Below are 19,862 nucleotides of genomic sequence, written 5' to 3'. Positions count from 1 at the left end.
ACGCTCCCTTACTACAAATTTTCATTATGACATTAGATAATCGCCTTTATTCACCATACCAATAAAAGAAACGCAGCCGTTCAATCATACTCGTCTTCTCCATAATAAGACCTGCGCCTTCCTCGTGATGAAATACTTTAAGCGCATTTCCCTCTGGAATTTTGTAGTGGTCAACAGGTGTAATCCATTCCGAAAATAGATTGAACACATTATAGAACATGTATACAAGTGCAGCAAATACGATAAGAAACCGAAATAGTCGAAACATTCTGCGGAGTGAAAAAATCATGAATTATCCCGCCTTTCATTCACGTCTTGTCCTTTGTTTACACGGATAGTCTTCCCAGCATACACTTATGCTATGTCTAAGCTATGACCGATCCGCTTGCTTTATGACGGACATGAAATTTCAAGGAAAAACAGGCTTTGTATCACTCTATCTCCATCTTACCTAACGGCAAACTAAATGTATATCTCAGAATAGAAGCTTACCACATATTTATGAATAAGAACGCTAAAAAGCTCCCCCGAACAAAAGCCGGTGAGAGCTTGTCTGATCTGCTAGTCTTTATGTTATTGATTAGGCTTCTGGTCGTTCTTGTCTTTACAGCGGAAGCAAATCCCCTGAAAATCAAGCCTATGGTCGAGAACTGTAAAATTAAACTCACGTTCCAGGCGTTCTTCAAGCGGTCCGAGCCAATCTTCGCGTATCTCATCCATGCTGCCGCATTGAACGCATATCAAATGGTGATGATGATGCTTGTTCGTATCACCGCGCAAATCATAGCGTGCTACTCCGTCACCAAAGTTAATCTTCTCAACGACATGCAGCTCATTTAGCAGCTCAAGGGTTCGATATACGGTAGCAAGACCGATTTCGGGAGCTTTTTCCTTGACGAGCATAAACACGTCTTCTGCGCTCAAGTGATCTTCTTCATTCTCTAGCAAGACTCTTACCGTGGCTTCCCGCTGGGGCGTTAATTTATAGCCTTGGGATTGTAATTGCTGCTTTATTTTCTCGATTCGTGCTTCCATCTTCTCCCTCCCCCTAGGAAATCACTGCATCATGATCGAAAACTCACTTGTATTATTATAGGGTCTCATCTTTAATAAAGTCAACTATATCAAGCGATGAGAGAGAGGGCTGTTCAACTTGTCACATTATACAAACAAAGGTGCAACCCACTGCATAAGCAGTGGCGTAATCCAAGTCTCAAATGATGAGATGGCAAGCATTAATCCGGCCATGGCAACCGTTAACCCGATATAGCTTGTCAGCGGTCTCTTGACACTGCCGTTTCTGTTCATAAAGAAACGACTCTTGATCATATGAAGCGAGAAGGTGATTGCTGCCACACTGCATATAAGAATAACGGGTATGACGAGCAGATTATGCGGTGCTACAGATACCATGGCGAGGAGAAGCCCTTTCCAGGAATACTGTCCCACCATATAGCCGACGGTAAACCCGATAAGTACTCCCTTTAGAAAATCCAAAATAAGTATACCCGGTAGTCCGATAACGGACAGACCAAGCACCCAGATCAGACCAACCCATTTTAAATGAAGCATCGCAATATCCATATATGTGCTGCCCGAACTATTTCCTTGATTCATCGTAACAAAAAAGTTGTCCAGATACCCTGCCAGGTCTTGCTGCTGATCAAGGGTAAGTGCACCCACCATTAATGCACCAAAGATGACCCCGACTAAAAACAGAACAGCGACAAATACATAGAGCGGAGTTTGATCCCGGAAGGTATGCTTGAGAAATAACATCGTTAAGGTCGTCCCCTTTCTCATTACATACCTTACATTATGAACTTGTCCGTTACTCTATGACTCTAAAAATGAAATCTATAGAGAGACTCTTCCATAGGTTCCTCCGCCACCAGCCGATAAACCGAGCTCACCATTCCTTGCCATGACGATAAGTCTGGCTAACTCGTTACCCACTACGCTTGCCAATTCCAGCTCGGATACACGGTGCAATATAGCCATCTCAGAACCAAAGGCCTCGAGCAGCAATCGGAGCTTCACCTTGCCAAGGCCAGGAATGAACTCCAGGGGAACCTGATAATGATATCGAGGTCTATGATCGGATGCATGAGGGACTTCGCGGTCCGAGATCGATAGAACACGGTCCAATACCCCGTGAATCAATTTGGTGCTTCCGCAATACGGGCATCGTTCTCCCGAGATTTGCTCTTCATCTAATATACTGCTGCAGAGGCCGCAGTAGGTCCTGTGATATTTACCAAGGCGCGGATTCAGACCGTAGTTTGCTTTAATTCTGCGTCCCCCTTGTGACTGAAGCGCCAGCTTAAATTCATCAAATGAAGCCTCAGCCAGAGCCAGCTCATTATATTCTCTTCCAATCTTGGCAAGGGAGTGGGCATCCGAATTCGTCAAGAAGGGATAACGGTCCAATTCACTAATGTAGCCGGCCATTTCGGTATCCGCACTGAGTCCCAGCTCAACTGCAGAGATCAGGCTTAAATCAAGCACCTCTTCCATTCGATGCGCCGTACTCCCGTAGATTCCTTTATGAGGAGTAAAAATATGTGCAGGGATAAATATCCCACCACGAGATATAATTTCCTTCTGTAATTCAATCGCCGGCACATACACACGCTGCGAGCTGAGATTCACATTTTTCATATAACGAGAAAGATAGTCTGTGAAGGATTCCATCTCCTGCAAAGTTCTGAAATAAGCTAGGAGATGAAACTCTTTCCGTCCCGGCTCCCTCACCTCAAGCTCTGTTCCCAGCAGAATCACTGTATCCTTATAACCAATTCCTCCGCCATCGATCTCTGTCATTTCACCCGAATCCAGCGCTTCTCTAATATCCCGCTGAACGACTGGAGAATGGGCATCAATAATGCCAATTAGATGGATGCCCTTCCGGTCAGCTGCCTCCTTGGCAATGCCCACAAAGGTCAGATCACGGCTTCCACTAATCTTTACAGCATCGCCATAACGGGTCCTCCCGATATGAATATGAAGATCAGCATAGTATGTAGTCAGCGCAGGATCAGTCAATGTAACTTTCTGATTCATGATTTATATCTTCCCTGTTAATTGATACAAGTGCCATGCATATACAGCAACAATGGTCTTGGCATCACTGATGCGGCCTTCCCGGATCAGCTCATACGCTTCATCGAGAGTCACCTCGAGCACTTCCAGAAATTCATCCTCATCCGGCTGCATACTGCCTGCTTCAAGCTGCTCTGCCATAAACAAATAGATGATCTCATCTGCAAAGCCTGGTGATGTATAGAACGCCGGTAGAGGCTTCAGCTCCGGAGCATGATAGCCTGTCTCTTCTCTCAGCTCTCTTCCTGCAGCTTCCATCGGATCTTCTCCAGGGTCAAGCTTGCCTGCTGGAATCTCAACCTGGGTTCTTCCAAGCGCCTGTCTGTACTGATCCACTACAAGCATCTTGTCACCCTTGAGCGCAAGGACTGCGACAGCCCCGGGATGCTTAATAATTTCACGTGTACCGGTTTGTCCATTGGGCAGCTTTACGGTGTCTACTTGGAGTGAGATGATCTTGCCGTCAAAAATTTCTTTGCTTGATACGGTTTCTTCTACAAGTGCGGGATTCGATTTCGGATGTTTGATATATGGATTTGAATTCAAAATAAAGACCTCCCTGGAATTAATTCATGTGTATAGTTCAAGGGCCGTGGGCATACGGTGTAATATGAATCCCAATTCGAAGGAGTGGCCCACCTTATGAAGAGCTATAAGACAAATAATGGCGTGTTTATGATTGGACAAGCGGATGAAATAAAAATGACGCTGAAACACTGGATTTCGGATCACGGACCTGACACTCATCTCAAGGAGCTGATGAAGGGCGGACAAGCCGTATCTCCGCTTATACAAAAAATAAAGAAATCATGATTTCTTATGATTTTCTTTTGTGTTTTCAAAAAGGCCTGGAAGGAAACGCCCCTTTCCAGACCTGCAGATGAACAAGATATCAATTATCGCTTAGCAGCTTCCTGCACGATGGATACAACGACCTTCGCTGCATCAACAAGGCTTCTTACCTTAATTCGTTCGTTTGTCGTATGGATATCTTCATATCCCAAAGCAAGATTGACGGTTGGAATTCCAAATCCGTTAAATATATTGGCATCACTGCCGCCACCGGATGGGAAAGTCTCCGGTGTCAAACCAACGCTTGAAATCGCTGCTGCCGCAAGCTGTACCACCTCACTTTGTTCAGTCAGCTTGAACGCAGGATAAGCAATTTCGCTCTCAAATACACCTGTTGCACCATACTCGCGGCAGGTATTAAGCAGTGATTCCCTCATGTGATCCACCTGATGCTCCACTTTCTCCTGTACAATGCTTCTCGCTTCGGCAGCAATTTCCGCATAATCACACACCACGTTCAGCGGGCCGCCGCCCGAGAAGCTGCCAATATTGGCTGTTGTCTCATGATCGATACGCCCCAGCTTCATGGCTGCAACGGACTTTGCAGCGACTTGAATGGCACTTATTCCGTCTTCCGGATTAACACCCGCATGCGCGGATTTGCCAGTGATCTTCATTTTGATCTGAGCCCTAGCCGGTGCAGAGACACAAATACCGCCTACTTCTCCGGTTGAGTCCAGAGCAAAGCCCAGCTCCGCATCAATTGCATCACGCTCCATTCCTCTTGCACCGATAAGACCCGATTCTTCTCCGACCGTAATGACGAATTGAATCTGTCCATGAGGAAGTTCATTTTCTTGAATGACGCGAATAGCTTCAAACAAGGCAGCAATTCCTGCCTTATCATCTGCACCGAGAATGGTCGTTCCGTCGCTGCGAATATAACCATCTTCGGATACGACTGGTTGAATGCCTACACCAGGCGCTACAGTGTCCATATGGCAGGTAAAAAATATGTTCGGTGCTGACTGCACGCCTTGTGCCTTCCATGTCACAATCAGATTGCCGGCTCCATGTCCTGTACGCCCTTTGGATTGATCCTCTGTAACTTCGAGTCCCAGCTTATTAAATTTGTCTGTCAACACTTTGGCAATGTTTTGTTCGTTTGTAGTAACGCTGTCTACTCGAACAAGCTCTATAAATTCTTCAACAATCCGTTCTTGTTTAATCATGGTTAACTTCCCTTCTTCAATTACTTCCACATCGAGTGCAGATACGTTACAATAGAATTTATTATACCTCATTCGAATTATAAAGGAGCTTTAATGAATGCAGCAGAAAAAATGGTTCAAAATCATTGTCTATCTCATGCTCATCGCTATGGTTGCATCTACTCTATTGATTGTCATTGAGCCTCTATTATATGGATAATCAATACCGTGTTGCTCATTAGAAAGCTTTCTTCTCGCACTTAGGGGAAGAGAGCTTTTTTATGCGGTAATAAAACTCGGACCCATCTTATCATGCGCTACTCATTCATTTTGAAGCCATAACCTGCACCCAAGTCGGCTTAAATGAGAACAAGCTTGCAAAGATGGTTACCAGCTCATCCGCTACTTTCTTTACTGAGAAGGTTTGGCCTGTGCAATCCTCGAGCGAAGTGACACCATACTCCTCAATTCCGCAAGGAATAATACCCGAGAATCCCTCATTCTGAATCCCTGATTTAATATTAAATGCAAAGCCATGACTCGTAATAAAGCCTCTGGTCCGCCTACTACGATTAAATTTAACCCCGATTGCGCATATTTTATGGTTGTCCACCCACACTCCTGTATACTGCTCCTTACGGCCTGCAGCAATACCATATCGGTCTAAATACTGTATGATGACTTCTTCAAGGAGCCGCAGATAACCATGCAAGTCAACATCCTCTTCTCTACCGAGTCGAAGAATTGGATAACCAACCAGTTGTCCGGGTCCATGATATGTAATATCGCCGCCGCGATCGATTTGAAATAAAGCAATGCCCCTGTTCGCAAGCTCTTCTGAGCTATACAGTAAATGCTCCGGATGACGCTGTGTTCCCATTGTATATGTCGGTGGATGCTGCAGGAGCAGCAGATGTTCCTGCTGCTCCTCTTCATCCAACGCATTAACCAGCTTTTTCTGCAAATTCCAAGCCTCTTCGTAATCCATCAACTCTGTGTAGTTCACAACAAGCGGTCTGCTCATGCGCATTTACACCCTTTCGAAAAAATTACGTTTCTAGAATTGCTGTAAAAGTTATATTGAAACAAATTAATAAAGCTTCGTTTCGAGCGAGTAGCTCTCCATTTTAGTAAAGCTTGGTTTCGAGGGAGTAGCTCTCTAAATTTTCTTTAACCCGCTGCAGGAAACGACCGGATATGACCCCGTCCAGAATCCGATGATCCAGCGATAAACAGAGATTGGCCATTGAACGTACCGCAATCATGTCATTAATGACCACAGGCCGTTTCACAATGGACTCAAATGTTAGAATAGCCGCCTGCGGATAGTTGATAATCGGGTAGGATAGGATCGATCCGAAGGATCCTGTGTTGTTTACCGTAAAGGTTCCTCCCTGCATATCATCCAGCTTCAATGTTCCTTCTCTCGTTCTTCTCGCCAAATCGTCAATCTCGTGTGCTAGTCCTGCAATATTCTTCGTATCTGCCCGTTGAATGACCGGTGTCATCACGGAATCTTCTGTTCCTACCGCCAGAGCTATATTGATGTCTCTCTTGACGATAATCTTATCCACTGCCCACACGGAGTTCATAATCGGATAATCCTTAATTGCATTAACGACTGCTTTGAGCAAAAAGGCCAAGTAAGTCAGATTAATGCCTTCGCTGCGCTTGAAATCGTCCTTCAGCTTGTTGCGAAGGGTCACCAGGTTAGTGACATCTACCTCAATCATCGTCCAAGCATGCGGAATTTCAGAGACACTCTGGCGCATATTCCGAGCGATGGCATTGCGTACAGGTGTAACATCAATGTACTGCTCAGCTCTGCCTTGAGGGAAGCCCTCCATCTCGATTTTTGGAATTCTTGGTGTCTCAGACAAGTGAATTCCAGAATGACGAACAGGCATCTCCGATTCTGCTGAATATCCGGTGGTATCGGAAGCAGGACGCGTATCCTCTTGTCTCACGTTAGTCTCTGCTTGGATGGATTGACGGTTCGCATGATTAGATATAGCCGCCTTCTGATTCAGATGCGAACCTTCTTGAATATAACGCAATACATCCTTGCGAGTAATTCTGCCATTCATCCCTGTACCAGGCACATCCTCCAAATTCAGACCATGCTCTGCAGCGAGGCTCTGCACTGCAGGTGAATAGCGTCCACGCATAGAGCCGTTTGATTCTTGATGTTCGGAATCAGACGGAGCAGTATGGCCGCTTTCTTTTGTCGAAGAATCTGCAACAATCCCTGTACCAGCAGCCGCGTGGACCTCCATACGACAGATCAGCTCGCCTACAGCCACCGTTCTTCCTTCCTCTGCTGCAATCTCGCCCATTATTCCTTCGACCGTTGAAGGAATTTCAGCATTAACCTTATCTGTAATCACTTCGCAGATCGGTTCATATTGCTCAACAGGATCGCCTGGCTTTTTCAGCCATTTTGCGATGGTAGCTGACACTAATGATTCAGCCAGCTGAGGCATCACGATCTCAATCCATTTTTTTTGTCCTGCCATATTGTTTCACTCCAATCAAGTCACTTTACCTTAAATGGCCTGCTCATCGAAACCGAGAGTAGGCCATTTATTTTAATACATCGCCAGTTTAAGCATTGCGTCCTTCACTTTGTCTTTACTGAGCATATAAAATTTTTCCATCGGAGGGCTGATCGGCATGGCCGGGACATCCGGACCACATAGACGCGATATTGGTGCATCCAGATCAAATAAGCACTCCTCATTAATTATAGCAGAAACTTCAGCGCCTACCCCGCCGGTTTTGTTATCCTCATGAATAATGAGCACTTTTCCTGTATGCTTGGCGGCTGCAATAATCGCTTCCTTATCGAGTGGCTGTAATGTACGTAGATCCAGAACATGGGCTGTAATCCCTTGCTCCTTCTCCAGCTCCTCTGCTGCCTGCATAACAAAATGCAGAGGCTGGGAGTATCCGATCACGGTAATATCTTCCCCTTCACGCAGCAGATTGGCGACACCGATCGGTACGATGTAATCGTCCTCAGGCACCTCTTCTTTTGTTAAGCGATACATTTTTTTATTCTCAAAGTAAAGGACAGGGTCGGGATCGCGCACTGCCGCTTTCAGCAAGCCTTTGGCATCATATGCCGTAAAAGGAGCTACAATCTTGAGTCCAGGGGTTCCAAAGAAAATGGATTCTGGACATTGAGAATGATACAGTCCTCCAAATATGCCTCCACCAATCGGGGCACGAATAACAACCGGACAGCTCCAATCATTATTCGAGCGATATCTGATCTTGGCAGCTTCACTGATGATTTGATTCGTTGCCGGAAGCATGAAATCTGAATACTGCATCTCTGCGATCGGCTTCATTCCGTACATGGCCGCACCTATCGCAACACCTGCAATCGCTGATTCGGATAACGGGGTATCCATTACCCGCATTTCGCCGAACTGATCTTGTAGACCTTTGGTCGTGGTGAACACGCCGCCTTTAACGCCTACATCTTCTCCGAGCACAAATACGGATTCATCCCGCTCCATTTCCTCTTTCATAGCCAGTCTAATTGCATCAATATACTCCATAACCGCCATCTTATTGTCCTCCTCCCAAATGATCGTCAGCATACACATGAAGCAGTGTATCTTCCGGTTTTGGATAAGGGGCCGCGTCTGCAGATTCAGTCGCTTCTTTTAATTCGAGCGCAAGCTGTGCCGCCAGATCAGCATCACGCTCTTCATTCCATATACCACAATCAATGAGGTATTGCTTCATTTTGACGAGTCCGTCTTTCTTCCAATTTTCCTCAACTTCCTCTTTGGTCCGGTATGCCAGATCATTATCTGAGGTGGAATGGGGAGAAAGTCTGTACATCATGGCTTCAATTAAGGTCGGACCTTCGCCTGCAACCGCACGCTCTCTGGCTTCCTTGACGGCTGCGTAAACTTCAAGGGCATCGTTGCCATCAACTCTGAACCCAGGGAATCCATAACCTAGAGCACGATCGCTTACTTTACCGCTCAACTGCTTATGAACAGGCACAGAGATGGCATACTGATTGTTCTCCACCATAATAATGACCGGCAGCTTGTGTACGCCAGCGAAATTGCTTCCTTCATGAAAATCTCCCTGGTTACTGGAGCCTTCACCGAAGGTAACGAAAGAAACGAAGTCTTTGTTCTGCATTTTTGCAGCCAGTGCAACGCCCACTGCATGCGGGACTTGTGTAGTCACTGGACTCGAGCCTGTTACAATCCGCAGCTTCTTGCTTCCAAAATGGCCCGGCATCTGCCGTCCCCCGCTGTTCGGATCCTCAGCCTTGGCAAAAGCCGACAGCATCAGATCGCGAGGCGTCATTCCGACGGCGAGAACAAAACCATAATCACGATAATAGGGAAGGAAGTAATCCTTCTCACGATCCAGAGCAAAGGCAGCTCCAACCTGCGCAGCCTCCTGACCGATTCCGGATACGTGGAAATTGATCTTCCCAGCTCTTTGAAGCAGCAAGCAGCGTTCATCGAACTTCCGTGCAAGCAGCATATATTTGTACATATCAATGACTTGACCGTCTGAAAGTCCAAGCTTCGTATGTTTGTGTTGTTTAGATGTCGTGTCTGAATTCAAACTTCAAACCTCCTTTTGAGAGCAGTTCAAGATGAAGTACCGTCTTGTCTTAAAACCTGGTACTAAGACTTGGCTTAAATTCATTATACTCGTTTTCTTTCCAAAAAGAAAAGACGTTTTGAAGTATGTTGATATTTCATTTTAATACAGGTACGAGATGTTACATCCCAATTGCATTACCATCCACGTTCAGCATGGCTTCGCCAATAATTTCGGACAAGGATGGATGCGGGTGAATAAGCTGCCCGACTTCCCATGGAGTAGCATCTAGCAGTATGGCCAGCGCAGCTTCACTAATCATATCCGTCACATGCGTACCGATGAGATGGACCCCTAAAATATCATTTGTGACTTCGTCTGCTATAACCTTGGCAAAACCGTCTCGGTTGCCGTAAACAAGCGATTTTCCAATCGCTTGAAAAGGAAATTTCCCTGTCTTGACCGAGAAACCCAGTTCCCTTGCCTGCTGTTCCGTGTAGCCCACACTCGCCGCCTCTGGTCTTGAGTAGATGGCACGCGGAATGAGGTGGTCAGGTGAAACATGCATGGAAACACCTGCGATGTGATTGACAGCACGAATGCCTTCATGGCTCGCAGCATGAGCAAGCTGAAGTCCTCCTATGCAATCACCGATTGCATAAATATGCGGTTCTCCTGTCTGCAAATGGCCATTCACTTGAATATATCCATTCTTTGTCTTGATATCAGTATTCTCTATACCAATTCCTTCTACATTTGCAGTACGTCCAACCGATACGAGTATTTGAGAAGCAGCAAGCGTTTCCGTACCCTTCTTGGTCTTTATCTCGATAGTAGCTTGCCCATCCTGAATACCATATGTAACGGGATCGACGGCTGCGCCGGTAATAACCTTCACTCCACGCTTGGTCAAAAGACGCTGCATCTCAGCAGCGATGTCTCCATCCTCCTGCGGCAATATTTGATCCGCAGCCTCCACCACGGTTACCTTCACATCAAAATCATTCAGCATAGAAGCCCATTCAATCCCTATAACGCCTCCGCCTACGATCATTATCGATTCTGGAAGCTCTTCCAGATTCAGCGCCTCGTCACTGCTGAGGATGTACCGACCATCCGGCTCTAATCCTGGTAATATTCTCGGACGGGAGCCTGTCGCAATGATAAGATGGTTGGGAACCACATTCTCCATCTCTCCATTATCCAGCTCCACTGCTACAGCTCCGCTCTTAGGAGAGAAGATGGATGGGCCAACAACTCTGCCTTTTCCTTGCAGCACTGTGATTTTATTTTTGCGCATCAGATACTGAACTCCTTGGTGAAGCTGTTCCACCACCGCATCCTTGCGTTCCTGGACCTTCGAAAAAACAAGCGTTGCGTCTGAGGTCTCTATACCGTAGCTGGCACTTTCTTTAATCTCTGCATAAACTTCAGCACTCCGCAGCAAAGATTTACTCGGTATGCAGCCCTTATGAAGGCATGTTCCGCCTAATTTGTCCTTCTCGATAAGAACAACCTCTTTGCCAAGCTGTGCAGCGCGAATCGCGGCTACATAACCGCCCGTTCCCCCGCCTAATATAGCGACATCGCAATGAATTGCCATGATTATAAAATCCTCCAATCATATCGTTACTAAACATTATTGTACTCTTCCTCTTATTGAATAACAAAAAACCCGTTTCCAATAGACAGTAACTAGAAGACAAGGTATCATATAGAAAATACGTACGTATGAAATGGGGTATTTCCTTATGCGTCTAATGCTTTCCCGATTTATCGCCATTATCATTCTTGTCATTCCAGGTCTTGGAGCCATGAAAGGCTTCCTTATGATGAAAGACTCCTTGTTTCACTATTATGCCGAGCATGGCAATGAGCAGGTAGCGAGACCTGCCTTTGAATGGCTTTCTTTTTCGCTCGGGCTTGTACTATTTGGCTGCTGTATGACGTTTCTTGGCGGCTGGATCTTGTTCCGTGACCGTAAACGTAATTATGTAGGCCCGCGCTTCAAAAGGAAACAAAACACCGATGCTACCTCATAATGAATTCATGGGTTAACCTTCTCCTCGTACTCCGGTATAATGTTCTATTAACATCTTATACGGATAGGAGACCGTGTTTACATGATATCCTTCATACTGACCCTTCAAAAGATTGCTGCAAGGTATTTATCACGGTAGCAAGGACAAGAAGTTCCTTGCACTTTTCGTTGTCATGCTCGCGACTTTGCTCTCGGGCACCATTTTTTATTCCAGCGTGGAAGAGTGGGACTGGATTGACGCCTTGTATTTCTCCGCTGTTACATTAACAACGGTGGGTCATCCAGAGCTTTCTCCACAAACGAACTTTGCCAAAATCTTCACCATTATTTATATGTTTGCAGGCATCGGTATCACATTTGGAATGATCGCGCGAATCACCCTTGGCATCATCGTTCCTGATCATCTATCCAGCAAACCCAAAGAAGCCGTGCCTGATGAATCTCTTGATGAAAAATAGGTCACACTCCATCTCTTCCACAAGGAAGAGATTTTTAATTGAACAGCCCTATTCCATCAGAGCATCCCGCAATTTCGAATTCATTCTACTACTGTTCGAGGATTGCTTGAGAATCACTTTTCGAAGCCGTTCATTCTGACCTGCAGCGTGCTCCAGCTCGCCGAGTATCACTTCAAACAATGTTGATGCCTGCTCTGAGAGTTCGCCATGATGGAGCAGCTGTTGATACTTTTCTCGTAACTTCTCTACATTATTGTCGTTATTCATTGTTATTTCACCTCAACTTTAAAACAATACCATGCGGCATGCTTCACTTCCAAGTATTACTTTCTAATTGACTATAAAATAGTGGATTCAACACATTTGGATATGTTAATCTTGATAGATTGAATGAAAGAACTAACAATGCCTTAATTCATTCTATCTTGATAGATTGAATTAAAGAGCCAATAAAAACTTTAATTCATTCTATCGGGATAGATTAAATTAAAGAACAATGATATCTTTAAGCATTTGTTCTATCTTAAATGTCACTTTTTATCATAAGTAAATCAATTTCATAGCTCAATAAAAAGATGAAATTGATTCAAGTAAGTAGAGTTTCAAGCGGAATAGTAACAGAGAGAGGAAGATTATTACCGTGCCCAAAGGTCGCATTACTGTCATTACAGGTCCCATGTTCAGTGAGAAATCAGGTGAGCTTATTCGACGCTGTCAAAAATTAATCAAGTATGGCCGACGCAAAGTAGTCGCTTATAAACCCGCAGAAGATGATCGTTTTGAAGTCGATGAAATCGTAAGCCGAATTGGTTATAAGCTGCCTGCCATTCCCATTCCTAAACAGCTGACTCCTGAAATTGTAAAACAAATCATGACTGAAACCGAAGATGCTGATGTGGTTGCTTTTGATGAAGTACAGTTTTTCAGCCGTGAGATTATGGATATCGTGGAGGAACTGGCCTACTGTGGAAAGCACGTCATTGTCGACGGATTAAATATGGATTATCGTGGGAAGGAGTTCGGCTATATCGGCGGATTGCTGGCCATCTCCGATGACATTGAAAAATTAACAGCCTTTTGTGCTGTATGTGGAAGTTCTGAAGCCGTATTCACACAAAGAATTGTTAATGGAGAGCCCGTGACTCTCGGACCCGTCATTATGATTGGTGATTCAGAAGCGTATGAGCCGCGATGCAGAAAATGCTTCGTACCTCCCCATAAGGTAAAGTGCTAGATACCCTTTAGAAAACAATATTTATCCGCTCTTCTTCAAGCCTCGGCAGCGATCAGAGCCCTAATAAAAAGGAGTGTCCGTATGAATGTCGGTCACTCCTTTTTATATCTCAGCTGTCAGACAAGCGTAAGCACCATATTGGCCTCGCATGACTAGTCTCTGGTCACAAAATATTTATTGGTCATGTAATATGCATCTCCCCGCGAGGTTTCCACCATGCCCTTCTTCATATCGAGGAATACAATTTCCTTACATTTAGTGCAGTACCACTTCGTTCGCTTATAAGGAGATTCCGTTACATAAGCGGTTCCACATTTGCAATCAATCTTCATCAGAATTTCGTTCGCACGATATGCGGTAGATAAACGATCCATGTTGTCTTGCTGTACCGGCATGATCACGTTCTGATAATCTGAAAATTGATTATGCACTTTAAAATCCGATACGAGTGTCGGATTCAATCCAAAGAACTCTTTGCCAATCTCTGCGATAAATTTCGTATCACTCTTATAGCAATGGAGCCAATCCTGGATTTGTTTGCTAGACAAAGGAACGGTTCCCTTGATACCGCTGCTTAGTGTGTATGTCATGATGTATAACGTATCGTCTTGTCTACTTGAGTACATTAGAATCCTCCTTATTCTCTGCTAATGTACTACAATTGTAAATCGAAAGCAAAACAAAATGTAATGTAATAACCACCAATAATACCATAACGCTCCTTATGTGGTTAATTGTCATAGCGGAAGCATTTTTTGAGTGTTCATATTCCCTTCACACTCTTTACACATACCGGTAACATTTCCACTTGAATCTGAGTAAAATTGAAGCTTACTTTTTTTGTTACATTTGGAGCACTTTTGTAATGTACGCTGTTTTCGAACATTTTTCAAGTAAATGACATTGTTCTTTTTCTTGGATCGCTTTCTGCTCTTCCATCTCAAGGCAGTAATGATCATAACAACAGCCGCAACACCAATCATCATATACATCATCAGCGTACCCTCGCTCCCTTCTGTCTTTTCCCTAGAAAAAGCGCCTACCTACAATTTCGGCAAGCGCATGAATATTTATTCATTTACGTCTCTCGGTTTCAGAACTAGGGAAAAATGATAAATAAACAGCCAGTGCTTATTTATCTCTATCCTTTCAAGACACTTTATGTTCGATTCTCAGCTTATCAGCCACCATCGCAATGAATTCGCTATTGGTCGGCTTGGATTTACTGATGTTGATGGTGTATCCAAATAAATGACTTATAGAATCAATATTCCCTCTAGTCCAAGCCACTTCAATCGCATGACGTATAGCGCGCTCAACACGTGATGGAGTGGTCTTGAATTTCTCAGCGATGGCTGGATACAACGTTTTGGTGATCGCACCCAGGATCTCAATATTGTTGTAAACCATTGTAATGGCTTCACGCAAATACTGATAGCCCTTGATGTGAGCCGGTACACCAATTTCATGAATAATGGATGTAATGCTTGCATCCAGATTTTTTGTTTTTCCAATTGGAACGACATTTGACTTGTTGGAGGAGGAGATTACTTGTGAGCTACCGCTGCTTGTAATAGTTTGAGTACCAATGAGCTGACGAACACGATTTGCCAACACTTCCATATCAAATGGTTTCAGAATGTAATATGAAGCTCCTAATTGAACAGCTCTTTGCGTAATGTTCTCCTGACCAAATGCAGTTAACATAATGACTCTAGGCTGCGGTGACAAATCCAATTCGCGCAAACGCTCCAGCACACCAAGGCCATCCAAATGCGGCATAATAATATCTAGTATCAAGACGTCAGGAACGGCTCTTCCGTCACTAATCAGCTGAAGAACTTCCTCGCCGTTATAAGCGATTCCTGTTACCTCCATATCCTCTTGCTCCGATATATATTCAGCTAGCAGATTCGTGAACTCCCTGTTATCATCAGCCAATAATACTTCGATTTTTTGCAAGTGTATTTCCTCCCTTAGACAATTATTGATTCGTCATTCCCTTACCCCTTAGATTTTCGACATAGGGGAGGAAATTCCTTCTGTCGAAAATTATTTTTCTTTATTTTTTATATCCGTTGATTTATAATATTGTATTTTATTTCAATTTATGATTAAGTTCTTATTATTTCGACAAAAAAATCTTAAGGCTCTAACTGGCCTTAAGATTTGTTGTTTGTTTTTTCTGAGGAATGACGACTCCAGCATCCTGCAGCATCCACTCAATAAAACATCCATATCCTGACGTCGGGTCGTTAACGAATACATGAGTGACCGCGCCAATTAATTTCCCATTTTGCACGATCGGGCTTCCACTCATACCTTGTACAATTCCACCCGTTTTGTTAATGAGACGTTTATCTGTAATTCGAATAACCATCCCTTTGGTTGCCGGCTGAGACTGATCAGATACATGAACAATATCAACAGTAAAGCGTTCAACCTTCTGCCCGTCGACTACGGTAAGAATTTCTGCCGGTCCTTCCTTTACTTCATGAGCGAAGGCGACAGGAATCGGTTTACCATACAGGCTGTGCTCCGGATTATCTGACATTTTGCCAAAAATACCGAAATGAGTATTGCGCTCAATGTTACCAAGGATTTTGCTCTCTTTGAAGAAATGAGCTCTCTTCTCTCCAGGATCCCCAGACTCACTCTTGGATATAGAGGTAACATTGGATTGTACGATTTCTCCACTTCCTACGACAATCGGTGTTTGTGTGTTCATGTCTGTAATAACATGACCTAATGCTCCGTATACACCTTGATCGGGAGCATAGAAGGTTAAGGTCCCCACACCTGCTGCTGAATCTCTAATGTAGAGTCCGAGTCGCCATGTTTTATCTTCCTCGTCAAATGCGGGGGAAATCTTGGTATTTATGACTTTTCCCTGACGAGTCAGCGTAATCTCAATAGGCTTCTTGGACTTTCCAGCTTCGAGCACTGCATCTGCTACTCCACTTACCCCAGTTAACGACTTCCCATTCATATGAGTGATCAAATCACCGAGCTTGATACCTGCTGTTTCACCAGGAGATATCGGTGTCTCATTAGCGGAACGAACCAAGTGATGACCTACCACTAATATTCCTGCTGACTTGACTTTGACACCAATAGTTTGGCCACCTGGCACAACCTTGAGATCAGGAACGACCGTGACATCCGTTGTTTTGAACGGAATTTTACCGAATAGCTTCCAGGTAAGTTTAGTGGCTCCTTCACGCTGCGGATACAGATGAACAGAGTGGGACTTGGATTCATCCTTAAGACTCTTGCTAAGATTAACTTGCAGAACTTCAGGATGTTCAGACACGCTTGGATCGACTGGAGCAGCTACTTCAAGATCTGTTTCACGTCCGGCGAACAGATGAAGCTCATCCGGCAATGATGCGTAACTAAATACGGGCAATAGGGTCTGTCCAATGAGACAGATAGAGAAGACAACAATAAGACCGATTAGTTTCTTTCCAAGGCTAGGCTTCAAGTGGCTGTCACACTCCCTTTGCTTCGTTCGCCTGACGAAAGGTGGTCGCCAATTGCGTAACTATAACATAACCTTGGCCAGGTCCTTTTATTACTGTCAATCATTGTTCCGAACAGCAGTTATGCCCCTTTTTTGGCTTCAGCAAGTTTCAGCATTTCTTGAGCATGATGCAATGTCTTTTCTGTAATTTCAACACCACCCAGCATACGGGCTAGCTCTGTCACTCTTCCCTGCTCTGATAAGGACTCCACCTGAGTCATTGTCCGTTCATCGTGAACATTCTTCTCAATTAGATACTGATGATCTGCCATACATGCAACCTGAGGCAAATGGGTTATTGAGAATACTTGGCAAGTTGAAGACAGGATGAACAGTTTCTCAGCAATAGATTGAGCTGCCCTGCCGCTGACACCTGTATCCACTTCGTCAAATATGAGCACAGGTATTTGATCATGGCGTGCAAATATACTCTTTAATGCAAGCATAATTCTGGACATTTCACCGCCGGATGCAATTTTGCCCAATGGACGAAGGGGCTCACCCGGGTTGGGTGAAATAAGAAACTCTACATTGTCAATCCCATGCTTAGTAATTCGAATACGCTTTCCTTTCCATTCCACACCTTTGGGATCTTCCATAATGGAGATCTGGGCACGCATTGAAGTTCGCTCCATCTGCAGATCCTTGAGTTCTTGTTCTACCTGATTGGATAGCTCTTCAGCACAAATCTTGCGTGCCTCGCTCATTTCTTCTGCTGTTTCCAACAATCCCTCTAATAATTGATTACGCTCTGCGAGCAGTTTCTCCAAGCGTTCATCCTTATTTTCCAGATGATCGGTTTCTCGTTCAATTTGAACATAATACTGAAGTATGGATTCTACACTTTCGCCATATTTGCGCTTCAATCCGGTAATCATATTAAGGCGCTCTTCGACCTCGGATAGCCGAACCGGATTAAATTCAATTCCATCCCGGTAGCTGCGAAGCTGAAAAGCCGCATCCTCCAGTTGATAAAATGCAGATTGAAGCTGTTCCAGAATTGGGTGTATTCCTTTGTGATCGTAATCATTAATATCTTCCAGCTTCGAAATGGCATAGCTCACTGCTTCGAGTCCATGTGAACCGTGAAGCAGCTCATAAGCACCTGATACCGAATCCATCATCTTTTCACTATGGGATAGTTTGACCCTTTCTTCGGCAAGGGATTCATCTTCACCAGGAACAAGACCTGCAGCTGCAATTTCTTCCAACTGGAATCGGTACATATCAAGCATTTGGTATGCTTTTTGACTGGATTCCTGAAGCTGCCTAAGCTTCTTCTCCACTTTGACAAAAGCACGGTATTGCTCACTATATTTTATTTTGATAGGTCGAATTATCGTTTCTCCATATGTATCGAGCAGACCTAAGTGCTTCTCTGCTCTAAGTAAACTCTGGTGCTCATGCTGTCCATGGATATTGATCAATTGTTCTCCAATTTCGCGAAGCATTGTCAGATTCACGAGCTGACCATTGATCCGGGATACACTCTTACCCGAAACTGTAAGTTCACGGCGAATAACCAGATGTTCATCCGCCTCCGCCTGTATTCCCAGCTCCGAAAGCGTGTTCCATACGGGATGTTGAACAGAAAGCTCAAATAAGGCCTCCATCTCTGCCTTGTCACAGCCATAGCGGATTAAATCTGCTGAGCCTCGTCCTCCCGCTATCAGTCCCAAAGCATCTATTATGATTGATTTACCTGCGCCCGTCTCCCCGGTCAACACGTGAAATCCTGAATGAAAATGTACATCAACTGCTTCGATAACGGCTAAATTTCGGATTGATAATGTGGAAAGCATGTTCCAACACCTCCAATGATAACTGTGTCACCCTTCTACAGCTAGAAGGGAACACTTGTTGCTATTTTCATCTTCGATGTATACTTTACACTATTTCTCACCAAAAAGAAACATACGTTCGTCTGTTTTTTTGAAATTATGATTAAGAAATGTAACTCATGATTTGATTAATGACGGTCTTGCTGTTCTCTTCTGTTCTGCATATCACCAGGATCGTGTCATCACCGCTAATTGTGCCCATAACCTCTGGCCACTCAATGCTGTCTAGGAGTGCGGCAACTGAATTGGCTGTGCCTGGCAAAAACTTCATAACCACGAGATTCGTCGTATAATCCACGCTGAGAAAATTATCGACCAAGGCCCGTTTCAATTTCTGCCCCGGATTATATCGTTGATCCGTAGGCAGTGAATACTTATACCTTCCATCATCGGTTGGAATTTTAATAAGCAGTAATTCCTTGATATCGCGTGATACCGTTGCCTGAGTTACCTGATAACCCGCTTGTCGTAAAGCTTCGACCAGGTCGTCCTGCGTCTCAATGTCATTCTGACTAATGATTTCCCTGATTTTAATATGTCGTTGTCCCTTCATACCTGCCTCCATCCAATGATCTATAAATTAATATTCGTCTTCATGCTCCCAAATATAATCATCTTCATCAATAAGCGTTATTAGCTTCAAGTTATTATCGTCCGTATCAACATACAATAAACCGTTACAGTTCGGGTACAGCAGCAAATAAGGTAGAAGGCGATCTCTAAGTCCAGAGCCTGTCCATTCTTGCGGCATCCGGCTTCTCGAGGTCTTCACAATGAATACCTCATCCTCCTTCTCAGCTACATAATCAATAAACAGGCGGCTGTACAGCGTTTGCTTGTCGACCTGAAAGGTCAGCGGGACTTTGAGCCTCCCTCCGATCACCTCATAACCTTCTCTTTCCAAAATTTCGAGTGCAGGATGCTCTTGAATTTCTTCATTGAGTACAAGTTCTGGAAGCTGTTCAGGAACCGGCTCCTGAAGCCATCTGCGAATCCCATACAACACCCAGAATACTATAATGATCCCAAGAAACGCGATAACAATTTTATCATATTGGCCTTCCATGCATCTCACC

General features: G+C 44.4%; 22 protein-coding genes and 1 pseudogene. 5 read left to right on the top strand and 18 right to left on the bottom strand.

Features of this window, described 5'->3' with window-relative positions; genetic code table 11:
* Positions 1-46: 46 nt before the first annotated feature.
* From ACFQ3J_RS02360 to ACFQ3J_RS02340, 5 genes are all read right to left on the bottom strand, one after another.
* On the bottom strand, positions 47-289 hold the full coding sequence (locus ACFQ3J_RS02360; RefSeq protein ID WP_091158144.1) for a DUF4227 family protein: 243 nt from the start codon (positions 287-289) through the stop codon (positions 47-49).
* Between the two features lie 284 nt (positions 290-573).
* Positions 574-1,035, bottom strand: coding sequence for a ferric iron uptake transcriptional regulator (gene fur, locus ACFQ3J_RS02355; RefSeq protein ID WP_047911079.1), 462 nt, complete (start codon positions 1,033-1,035; stop codon positions 574-576).
* Between the two features lie 126 nt (positions 1,036-1,161).
* Complete coding sequence (gene spoIIM / locus ACFQ3J_RS02350; RefSeq protein WP_379292276.1) at positions 1,162-1,779, bottom strand: stage II sporulation protein M; 618 nt, start codon at positions 1,777-1,779, stop codon at positions 1,162-1,164.
* Positions 1,780-1,857: 78 nt separating this feature from the next.
* Positions 1,858-3,063, bottom strand: coding sequence for an endonuclease Q family protein (locus tag ACFQ3J_RS02345; RefSeq protein WP_251581026.1), 1,206 nt, complete (start codon positions 3,061-3,063; stop codon positions 1,858-1,860).
* Positions 3,064-3,066: 3 nt separating this feature from the next.
* A complete protein-coding gene (locus tag ACFQ3J_RS02340) occupies positions 3,067-3,648 on the bottom strand; it encodes an NUDIX domain-containing protein (RefSeq protein WP_251581024.1) in 582 nt (193 codons plus the stop codon).
* A gap of 96 nt (positions 3,649-3,744) precedes the next feature.
* Between ACFQ3J_RS02340 and ACFQ3J_RS02335 the strand changes: the two genes are divergently transcribed.
* The gene (locus tag ACFQ3J_RS02335) at positions 3,745-3,915 is read left to right on the top strand and encodes a Z-ring formation inhibitor MciZ (RefSeq protein WP_091158151.1); all 171 of its coding nucleotides are present in this window, start codon (positions 3,745-3,747) and stop codon (positions 3,913-3,915) included.
* A gap of 83 nt (positions 3,916-3,998) precedes the next feature.
* Here ACFQ3J_RS02335 and ACFQ3J_RS02330 read toward each other — a convergent pair whose 3' ends face one another.
* Positions 3,999-5,126, bottom strand: coding sequence for a M20/M25/M40 family metallo-hydrolase (locus tag ACFQ3J_RS02330; RefSeq protein ID WP_251581022.1), 1,128 nt, complete (start codon positions 5,124-5,126; stop codon positions 3,999-4,001).
* Positions 5,127-5,223: 97 nt separating this feature from the next.
* Here ACFQ3J_RS02330 and prli42 point away from each other — a divergent pair, with 97 nt between their 5' ends.
* The gene (gene prli42 / locus ACFQ3J_RS02325) at positions 5,224-5,325 is read left to right on the top strand and encodes a stressosome-associated protein Prli42 (RefSeq protein ID WP_091158154.1); all 102 of its coding nucleotides are present in this window, start codon (positions 5,224-5,226) and stop codon (positions 5,323-5,325) included.
* A gap of 105 nt (positions 5,326-5,430) precedes the next feature.
* On the opposite strand, the gene lipB is transcribed toward prli42, so the two are convergent.
* From lipB to lpdA, 5 genes are all read right to left on the bottom strand, one after another.
* Positions 5,431-6,129 (bottom strand): lipoyl(octanoyl) transferase LipB, encoded by a 699-nt coding sequence (gene lipB, locus ACFQ3J_RS02320; protein WP_251581020.1) that lies wholly within the window; start codon positions 6,127-6,129, stop codon positions 5,431-5,433.
* Positions 6,130-6,232: 103 nt separating this feature from the next.
* A complete protein-coding gene (locus ACFQ3J_RS02315; protein WP_251581018.1) occupies positions 6,233-7,621 on the bottom strand; it encodes a dihydrolipoamide acetyltransferase family protein in 1,389 nt (462 codons plus the stop codon).
* A gap of 72 nt (positions 7,622-7,693) precedes the next feature.
* Positions 7,694-8,680: an alpha-ketoacid dehydrogenase subunit beta gene (locus ACFQ3J_RS02310; protein ID WP_251581016.1), complete on the bottom strand. Its 987-nt coding sequence runs from the start codon at positions 8,678-8,680 to the stop codon at positions 7,694-7,696.
* A gap of 1 nt (position 8,681) precedes the next feature.
* Complete coding sequence (locus ACFQ3J_RS02305; RefSeq protein ID WP_280142858.1) at positions 8,682-9,710, bottom strand: thiamine pyrophosphate-dependent dehydrogenase E1 component subunit alpha; 1,029 nt, start codon at positions 9,708-9,710, stop codon at positions 8,682-8,684.
* Between the two features lie 160 nt (positions 9,711-9,870).
* Entirely contained in the window at positions 9,871-11,292 is a 1,422-nt protein-coding gene (gene lpdA / locus ACFQ3J_RS02300) for a dihydrolipoyl dehydrogenase (protein WP_251581014.1), read from the bottom strand.
* Positions 11,293-11,440: 148 nt separating this feature from the next.
* Here lpdA and ACFQ3J_RS02295 point away from each other — a divergent pair, with 148 nt between their 5' ends.
* Positions 11,441-11,731, top strand: a complete 291-nt coding sequence (locus ACFQ3J_RS02295) for a DUF2627 domain-containing protein (protein ID WP_091158163.1) — start codon at positions 11,441-11,443, stop codon at positions 11,729-11,731.
* An 81-nt stretch (positions 11,732-11,812) separates the two neighbouring features.
* Positions 11,813-12,188, top strand: a pseudogene (locus ACFQ3J_RS02290) (potassium channel family protein).
* A gap of 48 nt (positions 12,189-12,236) precedes the next feature.
* On the opposite strand, the gene ACFQ3J_RS02285 reads toward ACFQ3J_RS02290, so the two are convergent.
* Complete coding sequence (locus tag ACFQ3J_RS02285; RefSeq protein ID WP_251581013.1) at positions 12,237-12,455, bottom strand: hypothetical protein; 219 nt, start codon at positions 12,453-12,455, stop codon at positions 12,237-12,239.
* Between the two features lie 373 nt (positions 12,456-12,828).
* On the opposite strand from ACFQ3J_RS02285, the gene ACFQ3J_RS02280 reads away from it, so the two are divergent.
* Entirely contained in the window at positions 12,829-13,422 is a 594-nt protein-coding gene (locus ACFQ3J_RS02280; protein WP_091158166.1) for a thymidine kinase, read from the top strand.
* 152 nt (positions 13,423-13,574) lie between these two features.
* Here ACFQ3J_RS02280 and ACFQ3J_RS02275 read toward each other — a convergent pair whose 3' ends face one another.
* The 6 genes from ACFQ3J_RS02275 to ACFQ3J_RS02250 form a co-directional block, all read right to left on the bottom strand.
* Positions 13,575-14,048, bottom strand: coding sequence for a hypothetical protein (locus ACFQ3J_RS02275; protein WP_091158167.1), 474 nt, complete (start codon positions 14,046-14,048; stop codon positions 13,575-13,577).
* Positions 14,049-14,571: 523 nt separating this feature from the next.
* Complete coding sequence (gene spo0A, locus ACFQ3J_RS02270; protein WP_251581011.1) at positions 14,572-15,384, bottom strand: sporulation transcription factor Spo0A; 813 nt, start codon at positions 15,382-15,384, stop codon at positions 14,572-14,574.
* 190 nt (positions 15,385-15,574) lie between these two features.
* Positions 15,575-16,906, bottom strand: coding sequence for a SpoIVB peptidase (spoIVB, locus tag ACFQ3J_RS02265; protein ID WP_251581009.1), 1,332 nt, complete (start codon positions 16,904-16,906; stop codon positions 15,575-15,577).
* Positions 16,907-17,025: 119 nt separating this feature from the next.
* Complete coding sequence (recN, locus tag ACFQ3J_RS02260) at positions 17,026-18,747, bottom strand: DNA repair protein RecN (protein WP_251581007.1); 1,722 nt, start codon at positions 18,745-18,747, stop codon at positions 17,026-17,028.
* A 142-nt stretch (positions 18,748-18,889) separates the two neighbouring features.
* The gene (gene ahrC / locus ACFQ3J_RS02255) at positions 18,890-19,339 is read right to left on the bottom strand and encodes a transcriptional regulator AhrC/ArgR (protein WP_091158176.1); all 450 of its coding nucleotides are present in this window, start codon (positions 19,337-19,339) and stop codon (positions 18,890-18,892) included.
* A 27-nt stretch (positions 19,340-19,366) separates the two neighbouring features.
* A complete protein-coding gene (locus ACFQ3J_RS02250; protein WP_091158178.1) occupies positions 19,367-19,852 on the bottom strand; it encodes a hypothetical protein in 486 nt (161 codons plus the stop codon).
* Positions 19,853-19,862: the final 10 nt, after the last annotated feature.

Source organism: Paenibacillus provencensis (assembly GCF_042678545.1).
Lineage (GTDB): Bacteria > Bacillota > Bacilli > Paenibacillales > Paenibacillaceae > Paenibacillus > Paenibacillus provencensis.
Note: the sequence above shows the minus strand (reverse complement) of the source record. Positions and strands in the feature narration are given on the sequence as shown.

Coding starts and splice junctions, on each gene's coding strand:
- ACFQ3J_RS02360 (WP_091158144.1), bottom strand. CDS start 289: ATGATTTTTTCACTCCGCAGAATGTTTCGACTATTTCGGTTTCTTATC.
- fur (WP_047911079.1), bottom strand. CDS start 1,035: ATGGAAGCACGAATCGAGAAAATAAAGCAGCAATTACAATCCCAAGGC.
- spoIIM (WP_379292276.1), bottom strand. CDS start 1,779: ATGTTATTTCTCAAGCATACCTTCCGGGATCAAACTCCGCTCTATGTA.
- ACFQ3J_RS02345 (WP_251581026.1), bottom strand. CDS start 3,063: ATGAATCAGAAAGTTACATTGACTGATCCTGCGCTGACTACATACTAT.
- ACFQ3J_RS02335 (WP_091158151.1), top strand. CDS start 3,745: ATGAAGAGCTATAAGACAAATAATGGCGTGTTTATGATTGGACAAGCG.
- ACFQ3J_RS02330 (WP_251581022.1), bottom strand. CDS start 5,126: ATGATTAAACAAGAACGGATTGTTGAAGAATTTATAGAGCTTGTTCGA.
- prli42 (WP_091158154.1), top strand. CDS start 5,224: ATGCAGCAGAAAAAATGGTTCAAAATCATTGTCTATCTCATGCTCATC.
- lipB (WP_251581020.1), bottom strand. CDS start 6,129: ATGAGCAGACCGCTTGTTGTGAACTACACAGAGTTGATGGATTACGAA.
- ACFQ3J_RS02315 (WP_251581018.1), bottom strand. CDS start 7,621: ATGGCAGGACAAAAAAAATGGATTGAGATCGTGATGCCTCAGCTGGCT.
- ACFQ3J_RS02310 (WP_251581016.1), bottom strand. CDS start 8,680: ATGGCGGTTATGGAGTATATTGATGCAATTAGACTGGCTATGAAAGAG.
- lpdA (WP_251581014.1), bottom strand. CDS start 11,292: ATGGCAATTCATTGCGATGTCGCTATATTAGGCGGGGGAACGGGCGGT.
- ACFQ3J_RS02295 (WP_091158163.1), top strand. CDS start 11,441: ATGCGTCTAATGCTTTCCCGATTTATCGCCATTATCATTCTTGTCATT.
- ACFQ3J_RS02285 (WP_251581013.1), bottom strand. CDS start 12,455: ATGAATAACGACAATAATGTAGAGAAGTTACGAGAAAAGTATCAACAG.
- ACFQ3J_RS02275 (WP_091158167.1), bottom strand. CDS start 14,048: ATGTACTCAAGTAGACAAGACGATACGTTATACATCATGACATACACA.
- recN (WP_251581007.1), bottom strand. CDS start 18,747: ATGCTTTCCACATTATCAATCCGAAATTTAGCCGTTATCGAAGCAGTT.
- ahrC (WP_091158176.1), bottom strand. CDS start 19,339: ATGAAGGGACAACGACATATTAAAATCAGGGAAATCATTAGTCAGAAT.
- ACFQ3J_RS02250 (WP_091158178.1), bottom strand. CDS start 19,852: ATGGAAGGCCAATATGATAAAATTGTTATCGCGTTTCTTGGGATCATT.